General features: G+C 72.5%; 18 protein-coding genes. 11 read left to right on the plus strand and 7 right to left on the minus strand.

The features are described from left to right. The coding region (locus VMI11_08025; GenBank protein HTY72356.1) for a type II toxin-antitoxin system RelE/ParE family toxin at window positions 1-322 on the plus strand (322 nt) is incomplete at its 5' end. Between the two features lie 63 nt (window positions 323-385). Here the strand turns inward: VMI11_08025 and VMI11_08030 are convergent. Further along, window positions 386-1021: a TetR/AcrR family transcriptional regulator gene (locus VMI11_08030; GenBank protein HTY72357.1), complete on the minus strand. Its 636-nt coding sequence runs from the start codon at window positions 1019-1021 to the stop codon at window positions 386-388. Between the two features lie 99 nt (window positions 1022-1120). On the opposite strand from VMI11_08030, the gene VMI11_08035 reads away from it, so the two are divergent. After that, on the plus strand, window positions 1121-1678 hold the full coding sequence (locus tag VMI11_08035) for an OsmC family protein (GenBank protein HTY72358.1): 558 nt from the start codon (window positions 1121-1123) through the stop codon (window positions 1676-1678). A 318-nt stretch (window positions 1679-1996) separates the two neighbouring features. On the opposite strand, the gene VMI11_08040 is transcribed toward VMI11_08035, so the two are convergent. The 5 genes from VMI11_08040 to VMI11_08060 all read right to left on the minus strand — a co-directional run bounded on the left by VMI11_08040 (window position 1997) and on the right by VMI11_08060 (window position 7644). Continuing rightward, entirely contained in the window at window positions 1997-2839 is an 843-nt protein-coding gene (locus tag VMI11_08040; protein ID HTY72359.1) for a hypothetical protein, read from the minus strand. Between the two features lie 321 nt (window positions 2840-3160). Next, entirely contained in the window at window positions 3161-3931 is a 771-nt protein-coding gene (locus tag VMI11_08045; protein HTY72360.1) for a 4'-phosphopantetheinyl transferase superfamily protein, read from the minus strand. Then, entirely contained in the window at window positions 3928-5118 is a 1191-nt protein-coding gene (locus tag VMI11_08050; protein HTY72361.1) for an MSMEG_0565 family glycosyltransferase, read from the minus strand. Before VMI11_08050 ends, VMI11_08045 begins: the two co-directional genes overlap by 4 nt. A gap of 4 nt (window positions 5119-5122) precedes the next feature. Next, entirely contained in the window at window positions 5123-6703 is a 1581-nt protein-coding gene (locus VMI11_08055; protein HTY72362.1) for a protein FdrA, read from the minus strand. Further along, the gene (locus VMI11_08060; protein HTY72363.1) at window positions 6700-7644 is read right to left on the minus strand and encodes a carbamate kinase; all 945 of its coding nucleotides are present in this window, start codon (window positions 7642-7644) and stop codon (window positions 6700-6702) included. The genes VMI11_08055 and VMI11_08060 overlap by 4 nt, the downstream gene beginning before the upstream one ends. A 68-nt stretch (window positions 7645-7712) precedes the next feature. Here VMI11_08060 and VMI11_08065 point away from each other — a divergent pair, with 68 nt between their 5' ends. The 3 genes from VMI11_08065 to VMI11_08075 all read left to right on the plus strand — a co-directional run bounded on the left by VMI11_08065 (window position 7713) and on the right by VMI11_08075 (window position 10170). Next, complete coding sequence (locus VMI11_08065; GenBank protein ID HTY72364.1) at window positions 7713-8372, plus strand: hypothetical protein; 660 nt, start codon at window positions 7713-7715, stop codon at window positions 8370-8372. 108 nt (window positions 8373-8480) lie between these two features. Continuing rightward, window positions 8481-9671, plus strand: coding sequence for an MSMEG_0568 family radical SAM protein (locus VMI11_08070; protein ID HTY72365.1), 1191 nt, complete (start codon window positions 8481-8483; stop codon window positions 9669-9671). A gap of 64 nt (window positions 9672-9735) precedes the next feature. Next, window positions 9736-10170, plus strand: coding sequence for an MSMEG_0567/Sll0786 family nitrogen starvation N-acetyltransferase (locus tag VMI11_08075; protein HTY72366.1), 435 nt, complete (start codon window positions 9736-9738; stop codon window positions 10168-10170). Window positions 10171-10205: 35 nt separating this feature from the next. Here VMI11_08075 and VMI11_08080 read toward each other — a convergent pair whose 3' ends face one another. Continuing rightward, entirely contained in the window at window positions 10206-11165 is a 960-nt protein-coding gene (locus tag VMI11_08080; protein ID HTY72367.1) for an AIR synthase related protein, read from the minus strand. 86 nt (window positions 11166-11251) lie between these two features. Between VMI11_08080 and VMI11_08085 the strand changes: the two genes are divergently transcribed. The 6 genes from VMI11_08085 to VMI11_08110 are packed head-to-tail and all read left to right on the plus strand — an operon-like array spanning window position 11252 to window position 18082. Next, on the plus strand, window positions 11252-12073 hold the full coding sequence (locus VMI11_08085; protein ID HTY72368.1) for a phosphosulfolactate synthase: 822 nt from the start codon (window positions 11252-11254) through the stop codon (window positions 12071-12073). After that, window positions 12070-12981, plus strand: a complete 912-nt coding sequence (locus VMI11_08090; GenBank protein ID HTY72369.1) for a hypothetical protein — start codon at window positions 12070-12072, stop codon at window positions 12979-12981. Before VMI11_08085 ends, VMI11_08090 begins: the two co-directional genes overlap by 4 nt. Further along, the gene (locus VMI11_08095) at window positions 12978-14180 is read left to right on the plus strand and encodes a lyase family protein (GenBank protein ID HTY72370.1); all 1203 of its coding nucleotides are present in this window, start codon (window positions 12978-12980) and stop codon (window positions 14178-14180) included. Before VMI11_08090 ends, VMI11_08095 begins: the two co-directional genes overlap by 4 nt. Next, window positions 14171-15166 carry a pyridoxal-phosphate dependent enzyme gene (locus tag VMI11_08100; GenBank protein ID HTY72371.1) on the plus strand — a complete coding sequence of 332 codons (996 nt, stop codon included), beginning with the start codon at window positions 14171-14173 and terminating at the stop codon, window positions 15164-15166. Before VMI11_08095 ends, VMI11_08100 begins: the two co-directional genes overlap by 10 nt. Then, on the plus strand, window positions 15157-16668 hold the full coding sequence (locus tag VMI11_08105; GenBank protein ID HTY72372.1) for a lyase family protein: 1512 nt from the start codon (window positions 15157-15159) through the stop codon (window positions 16666-16668). The genes VMI11_08100 and VMI11_08105 overlap by 10 nt, the downstream gene beginning before the upstream one ends. After that, complete coding sequence (locus VMI11_08110; GenBank protein HTY72373.1) at window positions 16661-18082, plus strand: DUF1116 domain-containing protein; 1422 nt, start codon at window positions 16661-16663, stop codon at window positions 18080-18082. The genes VMI11_08105 and VMI11_08110 overlap by 8 nt, the downstream gene beginning before the upstream one ends. The last annotated feature ends 4 nt before the right edge of the window (window positions 18083-18086 follow it).

The raw sequence follows: 18086 nt of genomic DNA on the forward strand, positions 1-18086 counted from the left end.
CTCATGGACGAACGGCGGCTGCGCGAGAACCGTGGCCGCTGAGCCTCCCGACGAACCCCCGTACGCCATCGTGCTCGCGCCGGGGGCGCGCCGAGCGCTCACCGAGACGCTTCTTTCCGCCGCGGCCTTCGCGGCCTCGGAGTTCATCAGCGGACCACTCGCCCAACGACCACGAGCGGTCGGGGTTCCGCTCCGTGCGCCCTTCGAGGGACTGTGGCCCGCGCGACGCGGCGAGTATCGAGTCCGCTACCGCATCGACGACGAGCGCCGCCGGGTCATCGTCCTCGACGTCGACCACCGGCGAGACGTCTACCGGTCCTGAACGCAACACGACGTCGGCGGCTCCCCTGGCGACGATGCCGCACCGCCCCCGGCCGCGCGCCGATCAGTCGCCGTAGCCGAGGCGCTCGCGCACGACCCGCCGCGCGAGGTCGAGAAACGTCGCGTCGTCGTAGAGGACGAACTTGGTGTCGGCCCCCAACAAGATCGCGTGCAGTTCGAAGGCCAGCTGGTCGGGGTCGGTGTCGTCAGGCAGTTCGTGTTGCTCGATCGCGGCGACCGCGAAGGAGCGGAGCAGTCCGGTGAAGTCCGACTGGATGGCGACCAGCCGATCCTTCACCGGCCCGGGACGCGCGCCCATCTCCAGCGACGTTGCGGCGAAGAAGCAGCCGCCGGGAAACACGCGGCGCCCCACGTAGCTGAGGAACGCGTCGCACACGGCGAGCAGCTGTTCACGCCCCCGCGGCGCCGCAAGGGCCGGCTGCACAACCTCCTCGTCGAGGACCCGCTCGGCCTCCTCGACGGTGGCCAGCTGCAGCTCCTGCTTGGACCCGAAGTGCGCATACAGGCCGCTCTTGCTGATCCCGGTGGCCGCGGCGAGGTTCCCGATGGACAGGCCCTCGAGCCCGTCGACGGTGGCCAGCGAGGCAGCCGCGCCAAGGATCGCCTGCCGGGTGCGCTCGCCGTCCGACCGGCGACGGCGCGCCTTGGTAGTCGGCGCTTGAGGGGCGGCGGAACTCACGTTGACAACTTAGCACGATCGTTCGTACTGTCTATTTAGTACGACCGATCGTGCTAACTCACCGGACCGAGATCTGGTCCCCGAGCAAGGAGTTCACCAATGACCACCCGCATCCTCAACGGCGTCGACCTCGAGCGGCTCAGCGGAACCGTCGAAGCCGTCACCGCCGAGCCCAGCCTCGGCCACTTCCAGTTCCGGGCCCGCAACGAGTGGATCGACGGTGGCCACAGCCGCACCACGATCCAGGGGTTCTACGGCGCCGGACAGGAGGACACCAGCCGCGAGCGGCCGTTCGTGCTCGAGAGTGACGAACCACCGGTCCTGCTCGGCCGCAACCAAGCCGCCAACGCCGGCGAGTACGCGTTGCAGGCGCTCGCCGCGTGCCTGACCGGCACGCTCGTCTACCACGCGGCCGCGCGCGGGGTCGAGCTCGACGCGGTCGAGTGCACCGTCCACGGCGACCTCGACGTGCAGGGCTTCCTCGGGTTGAACGGCGAGGTGCGTCCCGGGTACGAGCGCATCCAGGTGACGATCAAGGTCGACGGTGACCTTGACGACGCCCAGCTCGCCGAGGTCGCAAGCCTCGCGCAGTTCTCGCCGGTCCGGGACACAATCGTCAACCCGGTCACCGTCGGAATCGACGTCACGCGCGCCTGATCCTCCTCGGTGCCGCTGGCCTTCGGCTCCTCCCCTTCCTAACTCTGGAACGTTGACTCGAAGGCAGGACGCGGCAGGTCGCGATCTTCTCCGATCGTGCCGACGCGGGTCGTCGCCTCGGGGCCGCGCTGCGACGGGTCACGGGCCCAGACGTCGTGGTGGTGGGGCTGCCTCGAGGCGCCGTCCCAGTGGCGTACGAGGTCGCCGTGGTTCGTGGCTGTCTTCGACGATCCATCTGGGTGGGGTCTGCGGACCCAGGCGGTGTGTCGGATCCACCGCCGACGCTGGTCGCCATCGACAAACGGCACACGGAGCATCTCAGATGTACTCGCCGATGCTCATCGATTTCAGAACTGCGGCACGCTGGGCGCGGTCCCGTGCCGTTGCCTCAGTCGTCGTCTGCTCATCGATCACCAGCAGGACGCCTTTGTCGTCGAGCGCGGTCAAGGTCATGGTGTCGCCAGGCCCGAGCTCGAACTCGTGTCCCAACGGGAGCGCCATGATCAGATCATGGCCGTCCGCGCATCTGCCCCCGTGCAGCGGCGCCCTCAGGGTCAGCTGCTTTCCAGTCAGTCCCCCGACCGTCACGGTCTTCGGTCGGATGACCGTAAGGCCGTGCAGCGCTTCCACCGCCGTCACGAAATTGTCGACCGACCCCACCGGTGGACCGGGGGGCTGGTCCTGACACGGATTTGAGAACACGAACGGCGAGAGCACCAGGTCAAGCACCGCCGGGCCTACGTTGGCGTCACCGTCCGCCGTGCTGAGGAAGACAGCGTACGGGCCGCCCACCTCACTCTTCCAGCCAGCAGGCACGGTGGCGGACACAGGAACTGGGAACGGATCGGAGGTGACGTACCTCCCAGCATCGAGCGTGGCGTGGCTGTCGCTGTCTCCTGGGAACGGGCTCAGGGTCGAGCTCACGCTCACACTCGGACTCACGCTCGCAGGCGAGTCGCTGGCGGCAGCACCCGCCGCAGCGCTGTGCGAGCCGAAATGGATGCCGGCGACCAGCGCGACTGACCCCACCACGACGATGCCAGCGACGATGAGGACTGCGGTCCTCGACGGTCGACCCATGAGCGCTGCCCCGTCCTCTTGGAAGGCTGTGCACTCGGAGAACTCCGGCACTACCGCCGTGCAGGGCCTGGAGGACGTCACCTTGTCAGAGTCGCCATCCCGGACTCGACTACTCGACGCTCCTCGGAGCCGTAACGCGCGAATCTAGTCGCGGCCAATCCTCCCGGTCAATGAGCGCGTCTGCCGTTGGCCAGTCGTTGTCGGCCCCGCTTGAGCGGTCGATCTCCCGGTCGCGATCGAGGCCACCGACGTGCCGTTTTCGTGCTGCCGTTCCCCGGCCGGGAGTGGCCCCGACCGAACTCGCCGGACACGTCGGATCCTCGGTGCGACGGCACAACGTGTCCGGCTGCTCCTCGCGCCTGGATAGATCGAGCACACCAGCGGCCGCTCCGGTCCGGGCGATCATTCAGCGGGGCGTCGGATCCCAGCCGGGGCCGGTCGTGAGCCGGCAGCGGTCGAAGGGGACCAGATCAGGACGACCGACCAGTCGCGGGCGACAACATGGGCTGCACGCATGAGCGGCCTCGACGCAGGGACCAGCGCCTGATCCCTCGACGCCACAACGGGCTGTGTCAGCCGAAGCATCCCGTGGGCGTCGAGGTCCACCTCGATGCCGTGCAGGTCGGGCGGGGCTCCGCCGCTGGAGCAGCGCCACTTGTAGAAGGCCTCCTTCGCACACAGGATCAGCCGGCTGCGCGTCGGGTCGAGCACCCCCCTGGACCCTGCGTGACGCTCGATCTCGCGCTCCGTCAGGACCGCGCGCCAGGCGAGCCGCGGCAGCGGCGCCATCTCCTCCAGGTCGAGCCCTATCCCCGACACTGTCCCGACGTCGGCCACGGCGACCAGGCACAACCGCGGCTTGTGCGTGATGCTGCCCCGGACCCCCTCCGGCCAGCTCGGCGCACCGGAGGCGTCACTCAGCAGCGGGCCGGACGCCGGCGCGCCGAGCCCGGCCAGGCACCGCCGAGCGCCGAGCCGTCCAGCGGCGAACTCGCGTGTCCTGGCCGGATCCCCCGCGGGCAGCAGCGCCCGTTCCTCCGGGAAGAGGTCGCTCGTATCGACCGACCGCGGGTCCACCGCCGCCAGGCGTACCCCCGCCGGAGCCAGCGCCGCCAGTCCGCGCCAGACATCGCCGTCCACCGACACGTCCGTGCGCAGGGACCCGCTCGTCACCGGCCCGCACCGGCCTCGGCGCGCGCCCAGGTGTCGACGTAGAGACCCAGGTGCCGCCGCGCGCTGGCCTCCCAGGTGTACGTCTCCGCCACCCGGCGCCCCGACTCCACGAGAAGGTCACGCAGCGCCTTGTCGTCGAGCACCCGGCTCAGAGCCGCCGCCAGCGCCGCATCGTCGCCCACAGGGACGACGAGCGCGTCGCGGTCCGGCACCAGCCACTCGCGGAAGGCCTCCAGGTCGCTGGCCACCACCGGCAGTCCGGCGCACATCGCCTCGAGCGCGGCCAGCCCGAACCCCTCCTTCTCGGACGGGAAGGCGAGCGCGTCGGCGGCGTGGTACCAGGCAGATATCTCCCCCGCCGGGACCGTCCCGACCTCGACGACGTCGATCCCCAGCTCCAGACCCAACGGGCCGAGGCTGTCGAGGACCCGCTCCCTGTAGGCGCGGTGGTCCTGGAAGGAGTGACCACCCAGCACCGCCAGCACGGGAGCGGGCTCACGGGTGCGGGCCAGCCGAGCGAGCGCGCGGACCAGCGTGTCGCTGCCCTTGCGCGGCTCGATGCCGCCCACCGACAGCAGCAGCGGGCGCGCCGTCGCACCGACACGCGCCCGCAGCTCCCTCACGAGGCCGGCCGGCGCAGGCGCGGCGAAGGAGCCGGCGTCGACGCCGTTGGGAACCACCTCGGCGGCGACCCCGTAGTCCGCCTGCAGGATCCGTTGCCAGGCATGGCTGACCACGAAGACCTGGTCGGGCTCGAGAATCGCCTGTCGCTGACAATCCATCAGCACCTGGCTGCTGAAGTCGTCGACGTGGTGCACGGTGCGAAGCACCAGGCAGGCAGCTCGGCCCGCGTCACGGACCCTGGCTGCGGCCCGGGCGGCGATGCAGTCCTGGGTGTGGAGGAGCGGGTGAGTCGTCGCCACGTCGGTCAGCGCGACTTCCAGGGCATCGATGTTGGCCGCGACCCGCTCCTCCATCCCGCCGTCGACCTCCGGGGCGTCGACGACCATGGTCGGGACGTCGGTGGCCCGGAAGAACCCCTGCGTCGGGTCGCCGAGCCCGACCACCAGCACGTCGGTCCCAAGCCGGTGCAGAGCTTCACCGAGGGCCAGCGTGTGCACGACGCCGCCTCGCGGCTTGGTGCTGTAGGTCACCAGCGATACCGGCGGCAGCCCGGAGCTGCTCACGTCATCACCCGACGAGCTCCGGGCGGCGCAGCGCGATGGCCGCGGCGGCTCGGGCCGCGGAGGCGGCCGTCTCCGGGACCAGGCAACCGACGGCCTCGAGGCGGGCACGCTGCTCGGAGTAGTGCTGGGGGTCCTCGTCGGTGCCCAGCACGTACGCGACGACCACGGGTCCATCCTCGGCCATCACCTCGGCGCAGGCGTCGGCGAGCTCGCCGGCCGGGTCGGGGTGGGCGCCGTAGCCCAGGACCACGTCGAGCAGCACGACCGCGACTTCCGGGTCCCGAGCCTGTGACTGGATCAGGTCGACCCGCGCGCGCGGGCCGATCATCGGGTGCGGCCGGCCCTGGGTGTACTCCTCGGCCCCGAGGTCCAGCAGGACGTGCGAGCGCGGCGGTGCGGGGAGGCCGCGGTCGTGGTGCAGCGGCTCGTTGGAGTACACCGCGCCGGCGGCCTCGGCCAGGATCAGCTGCGCCTCGTAGCACAGGGTCCCGCCGGAGAAGTACCCGCGGACGGTCTCGCGGCTCGCCGGCAGTGACCGACCGGCGCGACGGACCCGTTCCCGCAGTTCGTCCGTCACCGACGTGCGCACGGCGGTCCCGGGGTCGGACCCGACGAGCGCGGCCGCCTTGGCCGCCCCCTCCTCGAGAGTCCGAGCCACCTGCGTCCGCCCGGCGCCGGTGTGCTGGTCCAGGCCGAGCAGCGCCGCCTCGTCGAGCCCGAGGAAGGTGGCCACGACCGGCATCTCGCCGCAGGATGCCAGCACCTGCCGCGCGACCTGGAGGTCCGGTGGCTTGGAGACCAGCAGCACCGCACGCGTCTCCGGGTCGGCCGCGAGGGCCCGGACCGCGGACGTCGCCATGACACCGCCCACCGCTGCTGACAGGTCACGGCCACCGACACCGATGACCTGCGAGACGCCGACGCCCCATCGCGACAGCAGGGCGGACACCTCCTGGGCCCCGGTGCCGGCTGCCGCAACGACACCGACCGGCCCACGGCGCACCGCGTTGGCGAAACCCAGTCCCAGACCACCGACCACCGCAGTGCCAGCACCGGGGCCCATGACCAGCAGCCCGAGATCGCCGGCGCGCTCCTTGAGCTCGCGCTCCTCCTCGACCGGCACGTTGTCGCTGAACAGGAGCACGTGCAGCCCGCGGGTCAGGGCGTGGTGTGCCTCGAGAGCCGCGTACGGCCCCGGGACCGAGACCACCGCGACCTCGGCCCCGCCCAGCCGGTCGGCCGCAGCGGCCGTCGTCCGCGGCGCAACCGCGGCACCACCGCCGTCGGCGGCAGCCGCCTCCCGGCCCTCGAACGCCGCTCGGGCGCCGGCTTCGATCGCGGCCGTGGCCCTGTCGGGGTCGTCCGCGACGACGGCCAGGACCAGGTCGTTGGCTCGTACGTCGACGTCGAGCGTGACGCCTGCCTGGGCGAGCTGCTCCTGCCCGGCCGCCGTCCCCATGACCGCGCCGGCCCACGAGATCCCTGCGGTCTGCGACATCGCACCAGTGGCGACCAGCAGGCGCAGCGAGTCGCAGTAGGTGTCGGGGACGACCCGGGTCTGGATGGTCGCCGTGGCAGAGGTCATGCCAGCGCCCGCTCGCGTGCCGCGACGACGCGGGTGCCCACCTGGGCGTCCGGCTGCAGCGCTTCGACGAGGTGGTCGGCCGAGGTGATCACTGCCCGGTCCCCACCGGCGCGCACGAACGCCAGTGCCGCCTCGACCTTCGGGCCCATGCTGCCCGGCGGGAACTGGCCCCTCGCGTGGTGCCGGGCCATGGCGTCCACGCTCACCTCGCCGAGCGCCCGGGCCCGCGGGGTGCCGAAGTCCACCATCACCGCGTCGACACCGGTGACAAGGACCAGTGCGGTGGCGTCGAGCTCCACCGCGATCGCGGCCGCCGCCCGGTCCTTGTCGATGACCGCGTCGACCGCTGCGAGCGACGGGGCGACCGCGACACCGCCGCCACCGGCGGCGAGCACGATCTTGCCGGCGCGCAGCAGCGCCTTGACCGAGGAGACCTCGAGCAGGCCGAGCGGGCGCGGTGACGCGACCACGCGGCGGTAGCCGCGGCCCGCGTCCTCGACCAGCACCCAGCCACGCTCGCGGGCCAGCCAGGCGGCGTTCTTCTCGTCGAAGAACGGACCGATGGGCTTGGTCGGCGCGCCGAACGCGGGATCGTCGGGGTCGACCAGGACGTGGGAGACCAGCGCGACCGCCGCACCCGCGCCGCGACGCGCGTCGACGGCCCGGACCAGGGCGGAGCCGAGCTGCCCCTGCGTCATGGCGCCGAGGGTGTACAGCGGCTGGGCCGGGACCAGCTCGGCGCCGCCCTCCTGCTGGATGGACAGGTTCCCGACCTGCGGCCCGTTGCCGTGGACCACCACCACCCGCCAGCCGGCAGCGGCCGCGGCACAGATCCCCTCGGCCATCGCGGCGGCGTTCGCCTCGATGTCCGGGGCGGCGCCGAGCTGGCCGGGAAGGGTCAGGGCGTTCCCTCCGACCGCGACGACCATAACCTTGCTCACGACAGGCCCGGCTCCGCTCTCTTCGATCAACGCGTTCACGATAGTGATTCAACTGGACAGGAAAATCAATGACTGGGGACCCGGATCTGCAATATCCGACATGGTCCGACGAGGACGCCAGCCGCGCGCGCCAGCTGGCCGTCATCTGGCGCGCAGCTGCGGAACGCCTCTTCGCGACGGCTGCCGGCGAGCCCGAGCTCTACCGACGCACCGTCCTGCTGGTCAGCGCACTGGTCGACCGACTGCGCGGCGAGCCCCCGGCACTCGCCTCGCTGCTGACCGCTTGGACCGAGCGTGACCGGGTGCTGTCCGAGGTGGCGGAAGGTCAGCCCGACCTGGCCGCTCCCGCGGACCCCGAGGCGACCCTCGCCGCGGCCTTCGCCCTGCGCTACAACGAGGTCGTGATGGAGGTTGCCGCGACCAGGAGACTGCGACTGCTGTCAACGTATGACGAACCGGGAACCTGGGTGGTGCTCGAGGAGCAGGGCCTGTCGTCAGGGGACCCCTTCCACGCCTACCGGCGGGTGGAGGCCCACGTCGGGACGGGGCGGGCCCTGTTGGTGACCACCGTGCCGGCCGAGGACCTGGCGGCCTGCACCCACGAGGTCACCCGGGGGCGCGTGGACCTCTCGACCGGCGGGCTCCACTGGGACGAGGTCTCGACCCGATACGACGACGAGGCGGCACGGGAGAGCGCGGTCGCCGCCGCGAAGGTGGCCGACCCGTGAGCCGCGGACCCGGCCGGGGCGTGTCGGCGAACCCTGGTGCCGGCCATCGGCGTTTCCTATAGTGGACGCGCAGGCAGTACCCGGCCGTGTCACGCCCAAGGAGCCGTCATGTCCGACACGTTAGACCGGCCAACAGATCTCGACCCCGCCATCGACCCCACCGAGCTCGCCTCGCTGCTCGCCCAGCTGCAGAGCGCCGGCCTGCGGGTGGTCGGCGACATCGGCGCTCGGACCGGCGGTGCCGGGCCCGCCGACGCGGGCATGCTGTGGATCGAGGGGGCGCCGGTCACCGTCCCGACCGCAGCCGACTACGTCGCCGACTCGCCGTACTCCCTGCGACCGGAGGACGAGGGCTTCGGCGTCTACCACGGGCACACCAGGGTGGCCGGTGCCGAGCTGGCGCCGCGCCCGCGCTACTACGACCTGGAGACCGCGGACGGCATCCCGTACTGGAAGATCGCGCTGATGCACCTGGACTCCATGGCCAGCACGGTCCTGCAGACCTGCGCCTACTGGGGGACCTCGGACCAGTGCACCTTCTGCGGCATCGGCCTCTCGCTCGCCGGCGGCCGGACCATCGCCAAGAAGACCCCGGCGATGCTGGCCGAGGTCTCAGTCGCCGCCCGCGACCTGGACGGCGCGGTCGACGTGACCCTGACCACCGGCAGCACGGCGACGCCCGACCGTGGCGCCCTCTACGTCGGCAGATGCGCGGGCGCGGTCAAGGAGGCCTCCGGGCTGCCGGTGCAGGTCCAGTTCGAGCCGCCGTCGGACCTGTCGGTGATCGACGCCGTCCACGACCTCGGCGTCGACTCAGTGGGGATCCACGTCGAGTCCTTCGACCCGCAGGTGCTGGCCCGGGTGGCACCCGGCAAGGCCCGCTGGGGGCTCGAGGCCTACTTCGCGGCCTGGGAGCACGCGGTTGGGGTGTTCGGCGAGGGCCAGGTGTCGACCTACGTGATCCTCGGGATGGGCGAAGACCCCGAGGTGACCGTGGCGGGCTGTCGCCGAGCCGTCGACCTCGGCGTCTACCCCTTCATCGTCCCGCTGCGACCGGTGCCCGGCAGCCTGATGGCCGATGCCCACCCGCCGACCCCGGACTACGTGGAGAGCATCTACCGACAGGTCGTCCCCGCCATGACGGCGCGCGGCCTGTCCGCCGCCAAGGTGCGCGCCGGCTGCGCCCGGTGCCAGGCCTGCTCGGGCATGGCCGCGGTCGAGCGCGCCCACGGCGGCTTCGCGGGGCACACGGAAGGAGGCATCGCCGATGGCCGTCGCAGCCTCCCGCTCGCGTACTGAGCCCCACGCACGGTCGGGCGGGGATGCTCCGGCCTCGTCCGCCCACGACCTGACCTGCCGCCTCGTGGGCGGCCCGAGCGAGCTCGCCACCCACCACCAGATCCGGGAAGCCGTGTTCGTCACCGAACAGGCACTGTTCAGCAGCACCGACCGGGACCTCGTCGACGACCGGGCCGAGACCCTCCACGTGCTGGGCTACGTCGACGGCGCACCGGTCGGCACCGTCCGGCTCTACCCGATCGCGCCGGAGCTGCCGGGCGAGGTGTTGTGGAAGGGTGACCGGCTCGCGGTGCTCGCGGCGTACCGGCAGGCCGGGCTCGGCGCACCCCTGGTCCGCTTCGCCGTGGCCGGCGCGACCCGGCTCGGCGGTGACCGGATGGTCGCCCACGTGCAGCTCGAGAACGTCGTATTCTTCCGCCGGCTGGGCTGGGACCCGGTCGGTGACCCGGCGCCCTACGTCGGCGTCGAGCACCAGAAGATGAGCATCGGACTCCGGTGACCGGCACCGGCGCGCCATCCGCGTCAGCCGACCCGTCACGGGCGGAGCCGGGTGACCGCCTCCCGGGCGAGGTCGAAGACCGTGACGACCTCCTCGTCCCGGCGCAACCGCACCAAGCCGGTGGTGTCCAGCGTCCCCACCTGGGCCGCGGCCAGGTCCCGGTCATGGAACGCGGAGCAGCACTCCGCGACCCGCTCGGGCGCTGCCAGCACAAGGAACACGAGGCATGGGAAGCACCCCAGCCAGTCGGGCAGCGCGACGTCCACCGGCACTGGCAGCAGCGACAGGTCCACCTCGACGCCGAGTCTGGTGGGCTCGAGCAGCATCGCAAGGCTGCCCACCAGCCCCGCCATGCTGACGTCCTTCGCCGCCTGGGCCGCCCCGGAACGAGCCAGCGCCGGCAGGAGCCGGACGTCCCCGGCGAGGCGACCCGCGCGCTCCTCGAAGGACGGGAAGAACGGGAAGTCGGAACGCAGCCGACCCCGCACACAGCCAGCAACCAGCAACGCCTGGCCCGGCGCCGCGCGGTTAGCCGAGAGGACGGCGTCCGCGCGGCCCAGCCCGAACGCCGCGAGGCTCGGCGGGCCGTCGCTCTCGGTCAGGTGCCCACCGACGATCGGCACGTCGTAGGCCTCCCCCGCCCACTTCAGCCCCTCGAGCGCCCGCCGAGTCACCTCTCGGGTGCCGACGAGGGTGTCGACGATGGCCAGCGGTCGCGCGCCCATCGCCGCCAGGTCGTTGACGTTGGCGAGCACGGCACCGATCCCCGCGCCGTAGGGGTCGGCAGCCACGAAGCCGGGCAACATCGCCTCACCCCCGACGACGAGGTTGCGTCCCTCGTCCTCGACGACCGCGCCGTCGTCACCAGGACCGCCCCACCAGTCGCCCGGGCCGAACACGTCGGCCACGACTCCGATGACCCGCTTTGCCTGCACTCCCGGCAGCTCACGCAGGTGGCGCGCCAGCCCGGCGAGATCGACGTCGTGCACGGTCACTGGTCGCTCGTTTCGCGCAGGTCGTGGACGGTGGCAGGCTCGGGCGCACGCGCGGTCACCCTAACGAAGGAGCTGCAGCTGTGACCATGCAGCCCTCGGGCGCGACCGTCGGGGACACCACGCAGCCGGTACGCCCTGACCGGCCGTCCCTCCCCGGCTTCCTGGACCTGCCGGAGCGCACCGAGAAGCCGCGCGACCACGGGGTCTGCCACGTGCTCGACGGCGGGCTGTCCGTGGCCGAGGTCGAGCAACGGCTCGCGGCGGCGGGGCCGTACGTCGACATCTGGAAGTTCGGGTGGGGCACCGCGTACGTCGACCCGGCGGTCGTCGACAAGGTGGAGCTGCTGCGCGAGCACGGTGTCAAGGCCTGCACCGGCGGCACATTGCTGGAGATCGCCTGGCGCAAGGGCGCCGCCCACCGGCTCATGGAGTGGGCGGACGAGGTGGGGTTCGAATGCATGGAGGTGTCGTGCGGCTCGGTCCCGATCTCCCGTGACGTGAAGAGCCTGATGATCCAGACCGTCGCCAAGACGTTCACCGTGCTCGCCGAGGTGGGCAGCAAGGATGCCTCGGCCGAGGTCGATCCCAAGCAATGGGCGGCCGACGCCGCGGCCGACCGGGACGCCGGCGCCCACTGGGTCGTGACCGAGGGACGCCAGAGCGGCACCGTCGGTCTGTTCAACGCCGACGGATCGGTCCGGTCATGGGTGGCCGACGCGGTCGTGGCCGCCGTGGGAGTGGAGACGGTGCTCTTCGAGGCGCCGCAGCGCGCCCAGCAAGCGTGGCTGATCAACCACTTCGGTGCCAACGTGAACCTCGGCAACATCGACCCCGCGGAGGTGCTCGGGGTGGAGTGCCTGCGACTTGGCCTCCGCTCCGACACGATCCGACCCGACGCCGGGCCATGATCCCCACCCAGTACCGCACCGTCGCGTTCACCGACGTCCCCGTGCCGCTCGACGAGGAGTCCCTGCGCGCCCACCTGCTGCTGCGGGCCGCCTACCGACGGACCCGGTACGTCGTCGCCCGCAACGGTTCCGAGGTCGCCGTCGTGGAGCTGGTCAAGGCTGCCGAGGAGGAGCTGTTCGAGCCGATCGTCGAGGTGCGGCTGCTCGCGGGACCCCGCGAGACGGTCCTGCTGGACCGCCCGGACGTCGACACCGCCGTTCCGAGCCAGCTCGCCCGGGTCGCCGAGGAGGTGCCGAACGCACGGTGCGTCGTGGTGCACGGGCGGTACCAGCACGTCAACTTCGTGCTGGACCTCCACCCGAGGCGGGTGCACGTGCTCGACGTGGCTCCGCCGTGGCCGGCGAAGCTCGTCGACCAGGTGCACCGCGTGGCGGACACGGCCGAGGACCTGCCGGCGACCCTGGTCGTACCCGAGGTGATCGACCTGCAGGACCTGGTGTCGGCGGCGCCGCCGGCCGGCCACTACCTGATGCCGTGCCGCGGCGGTGGGGTCGAGGTGCCCGGAGCGACGATCTCGTACCTCGACCAGGTGCCAACGGCGGTGCCCGGGTGGACCCTGGTCGGCTGCACGCGGTCCAGGCAGATCCACGATCACTTCTACCCGGAGCTCGCTGCCGGCCTCGACCAGATCGACATCTGCCCGCTCGAGCGCGCCCGGCTCACCGCGCAGCCCGGCGACGCCGTACGCCTCACGAAGTGCTGCCAGCTCGAGGACCACATCGAGACCCAGGACGACATCGTGGTGGTTCCGTGGGGATCCAGCTTCGAGCTGGTGCGCGAGGGGCTGTACGCGGCCTCCGACCTCGCCGCCGACCGCGACCGTGCCACCCGATCGGCGACGCCGTGAGCGCCCGGATCACCGACTCGCTCTCCTACGCCCACCTCTGGGGGACCGAGGAGGTCCGCGGTCTGCTCGAGGAGAGGGCCCGGCTGCAGGGTTGGCTCGACGTGCTGGCCGCGCTGGCGCGGGCCCAGGCGGCCGAGGGGCTGGTGACCGAGCGCGCCGCGGACCTGATCGCCACGCATGCCAGGGTCGAGCGGCTGGACCTCGAGCGCATCGCCGAGGGGACCCGGGCCACCGGGCATTCCACGCTCGGGCTGATCCAGGAGCTGCGCCGGGTGCTGCCGCTGGAGGCAGCCGAGGTGGTCTACCTCGGCGCCACGGTCCAGGACGTCACCGACACCTGGACCTCGTTGCTGATGCGCTCGGTCGGCGGGATCGTGTGGCGCGACCTGCGGGTCTTCGAGGCCGCGCTGCTGGCGCTGGCCGAGGCGCAGCGGGAGACCTTGATCGCCGGACGCACCCACGGACAACCCGGCGCGGCCGCCACCTTCGGGTGGAAGGTCGCGAGCTGGGCCGACGAGGTCCACCGCCACCTGGAACGGCTGCGCGAGGGGGCCCCGCGATGGCTGGTGGTCCAGCTCGGCGGCGGGATCGGCACCCTGGTCGCCTACGGCGAGCGTGGGCTCGGCGTGCGGCGCCGATTCGCCGAGCTGCTCGACCTGGGCGACCCCGGGATCTCCTGGCTCTCCGCCCGTGACCGCGGAGCGGAGTTCACGGGGGTGCTGACGCTGGTCGCCGGCACGCTGGCCCGGGTCGGCAACGAGGTCTACGAGCTGCAGCGTCCCGAGATCGGTGAACTGGCCGAGCCGCTCGCGGAGGCGACCGTCGGCAGCATCACGATGCACCACAAGCGCAACCCCGAGATCAGCGAGCACCTGGACACCCTGGCCCGGCTGACCCGGGCCAACGCCGCAGTCATGTGGGAGTCGATGGTCGCCTCGCACGAGCGCGACGGCAGGGCCTGGAAGGCCGAATGGGTCGCGCTGCCGGAAGTTTGCCTGCTGACCACGACCGCGCTGAGCTTGGCGGTGCGGCTCGTCGAAGGGCTGGTCGTGGACCCCGACCGGATGCGGCAGAACCTCAGTGCTCACCTGTCCGGGACGCAGTACCCCGACGACCCCGGATCGGCAGTGCAGATGACCGACTTCGTGCTGGCCCGGGCCCGGGCCCGCCGCGCCCAGGAGCTGCCGACGTGGCAGTGACTGGACCACGGACCCTGGCCCGCGTCGAGCTGGCGCGACTGCCGACGCCCCTCCAGGAGGCGCCGCGGCTGGCCGCTGCGCTCGGTGTCGCCGGCCGGCTGCTCGTCAAGCGCGACGACCTGACCGGATTCGCGTTCGCCGGCAACAAGGCGCGGCCGCTGGAGATGATCCTCGCCGACGCGCGCCTGCACGACGCCGACGTGCTGGTCACCGGCGGTGCGCCGTCGTCGAACTTCTGCGCCGCCGCCGCAGCCGCGGCGCGCTGGGCGGGGATGCTCTGCGTGCTGGTCTACGCGGGCACCGCAGAGCCCGCCGGACCGGTGCACCCGAACCTGGCGGCGGCGCGGCACTGGGGAGCAGCCGTGCGGTGGAGCGGCAGCAGCGAGCGCGACTCCGTCGACGGCCGCCTCGATGTCGTCGCCGCCGAGCTCACCGGCACCGGGCGCACGCCGTACGTCGTGCCGCGCGGCGCTGCGAGCCCGCTCGGGGCCGTCGGGTTCCTGGCTGCCGCTCATGAGCTCGTCGACCAGCTCGAGGCGACCGGCCCGGATGTCCGTGGGAACGTCGCCGCGGTGATCGCTACCGGCTCCGGGGGGAGCACCGCCGGCCTCCTGGCCGCCACCGGCGCGCAGCCACGGCTGCGCGTCCTGGGCGCCGCGGTGAGCCGCCCCCCCGACGAGACCACGCCACGGATCCGGTCCCTCGCCGAGGCCGCTGCCGGACTGGCCGGGGCACCGGCTCCGGACCACTCGCGCCTGCAGCTGATCGACGCCCGTGGACCCGGGCACGGCCTGCCGTCCGCCGAGGGCAGCGCCGCAGCCGATCTCGCGCTGCAGACCGAAGGGCTGGTCCTCGACCCCGCCTACACCGCCAAGGCGCTGGCCGCCCTGCCGGAGCTGCTCGGTGAGCGTCGCCGGGACCCCGGTGCCTGCACGGTGTTCTGGCACACCGGTGGGCTTCTCGACAGCGTTGCGGAGTGGCTGTGACCGACGAGACCTACACCGACCGGCACGGCCCTCCTGTCGAGGGGCCGGCCCAGGAGCTGATCGACAGCGGGTTCGCGCTGGAGAACGCCGACGCGCCGCTGCTGCACCGCGGCCTCAACCTCGCCGACCTGGCACACGTCCTCGACCTCCACGAACGCGGTGTCGTCGCGCGGGGGCCCGCGCAGCGGCTGCTCCGTGAGGTCCTCGAGGCCTGTCGGACGCCGGCCGCGGAGTTCCCGTACGACCCGGCCTACGGGGAGCCGTACAACTCCCGCGAACGCCACTTCGCCGCCCGCATCGGCAACGACGCCGGCTGGCTGCACGCCGGGCGGCCGCGTCGCGAGGCCGTCCGGATCGCGTTGCGGCTCAACGTCCGCAGCGTGCTGGCGGACCTCGTCGCGGCTGCTGGTGATCTGGCCACGTCGCTGGCGACGGTTGCTGGAGCCCACAGCCGCACCTGGCTGCCGGACCAGACCTACCTGCAGCACGCGCAGCCCTCGACGTTCGGGCACTACCTGGCCAGCTTCAGCTTCCCGGTGCTGCGCGACGGGGAGCGGCTGCTGGACGACCTGAGCTGGGTCAACACCAGCCCCGGCGGCGCCGGCTGCGTCAACGGCAGCCGGCTGCTGGACGACCGCACCCGGGTCGCCTCGCTGCTCGGATTCGACGGCTACATCGAGCACACCCGCGACGCGATGTGGCAGATCGACGGACTGATCAGCGCTCTCGCCGCCTCGGCGAGCCTGCTCACCACCCAGAGCAAGCTGGCCGAGGACCTCGAGATCTGGGCGAGCAGCGAGTTCGACTACGTCACAGTCGCCGACGGGTACAGCCGGTCCAGCGTGTTGATGCCCCAGAAGCGCAACCCCTACGCGCTGTCGATCATCCGCGGCGCCGCCGGCACCCTCATCGGGCGGCTGACCGGGTTCCTGTCGGTGAGCAAGAGCCCGTCGGCGCGAAGCGACAACCTCATCTACGCCTACGGCGAGGTGCCCCGAGCCCTCGAGCTCGCGCTGCGCACGACCCGGCTCAGCAACGGGGTCATCACCACCCTCACGATCAACGCAGAGAGGATGTGGGCCTCCTTGGAGTCCAGCTTCTGCCAGGCCACCGACCTCGCCGAGTACGTCATGCAGACGTGCGCGGTCGACTACCGCACGGCGTACCGGGTCGTCGGCATCGCCGTCAGACGGGCCAGCCGTGAGGGACTTCGCGGCATCGACCTCGACGGGAACCGCCTGGATGCCGCGGCGGTGGAGTACTTCGGCCGGCCACTCGGCCTGACGGGGCGGGACCTGTCCGAGGTCCTGGACCCGCGGTGCATCGTCGAGAGCCGGGTGCTCCCGGGTGGCGCGGCGCCGCCTGTGGTGGAGGCGATGACGCAGCGGTGCGCCGCCGCGGCCTCGACGTTGGCCGAGCGGGCCCGCACGGCACGCGCGGGCTTCCAGACCGCCGAGGACGAGCTGGTGGCCCTGGCCGAGGAGTTCGTCGGCCATGGCTGAGCGACCGGTGCCCGCGCTCCCGGACCACCCGCGGGTGGTCAATGTCGGCCTGCCGCTGTTCGCCGAGGCGGTGCGCAGCCAGGGGGCCGACGTGGCGTCGGTGGACTGGCGGATCCCCGCCGACGGGGACCCGGCCGTGGTCGCGGCCCTGCGCCGGCTGTCCGGCCCACGCGCCGGTGTCGTCGACACCGCCAACACCGAGGTGCTCCGGCGGCTGGACCGTGGGGCGCCCGAGCTGGTCGACGTCGTGCCCGCCGGCTCGGTGATCCCGGTCCTCGCGGACGGCCGGGTGCTGCTGCACTGCGGCCCGCCGATCGAGGTCGACCGACTGGTCGATCCGTTGCGGCGCTCCCTCGCCGCAGCCGCCTGCGCCGAAGGGTGGGCCGACTCGCCGGACCGGGCCAAGGCGATGCTTGACGCGGGCGAGCTGCAGTTGGAGTCGGCGAACGATCACGGGGTCGTGGTGCCGATGGCGACCGCGATGGGACCGCGCACCCCCGTGTGGGTGGTGACCCTCGCAGACGCCGACGTCACGACGTTCGCGCCGGTCGGCCAGGGCTCGGGCGACGTCGCCTGGTTCGGGAGGGACACCCCGGGGGCGGTGGACCGGCTGGTGCTGCTGCGGGACGCGGTCGGGCCGGTGCTGGGCCAGGCGGTGCGCACGTACGGACCGATCGATGTGATGGCACTGGCCGCGCAGGCGGTCGCGATGGGTGACGACGTGCACGTACGCACCCAGGCGGCCACCAACCTGCTGCTGCGCAACCTGCTGCCCGCGCTCGTCGGTGGCGACCATCCGCGGCGCGTCGAGGTGGCCTCCTTCCTGTCGGCGAACCACCTGCTCTTCCTGAGCCTGGCGATGGCCGCCGCCCGCGCCCTGACGACCTGGGCCGGGCAGGTCGAGCACACCTCGGTCGTCCTCGGGATGACCCGCAATGGGACCGACTTCGCCGCGCGCCTGGGGCGAGGATCCTCCTGGCACCGGACGGCTGCGCCCCCGGTCGGGGCGGCGCTGTACCAGCCCGGCCACGGAGCGGAGGACGCCGCGCCGGACATCGGCGACAGCGCCGTGCTCGAGCTGGTGGGGCTGGGGGGAGCGGCCGCCGCCGGCTCCCCCGCGGTCGCTCAGCTGGTCGGCGGCACCATGGCCGATGCCGCCCGGCTGACCGAGGACCTGGCCATGGTGTGCGTGGGTCGGTCCACCCGGTTCACGATCCCGTTCTGGGGGATGCGCGGCTCCCCGCTCGCCGTCGATGCCCGGGCCGTCGTCGAGCTCGGCATCACCCCGCAGATCACGACCGGCATCCTGCACAGCTCCGACGGCTCCGGCCAGATCGGCGCCGGCGTGGCCTCAGCACCCCTGGACGTGTTCACCAGCGCGTTGCTGGAGCTCGACGAGTCGCTGCGACCGTGACCGG

It is taken from the genome of Actinomycetes bacterium, assembly GCA_035506535.1.
GTDB lineage: Bacteria > Actinomycetota > Actinomycetes > DATJPE01 > DATJPE01 > DATJPE01.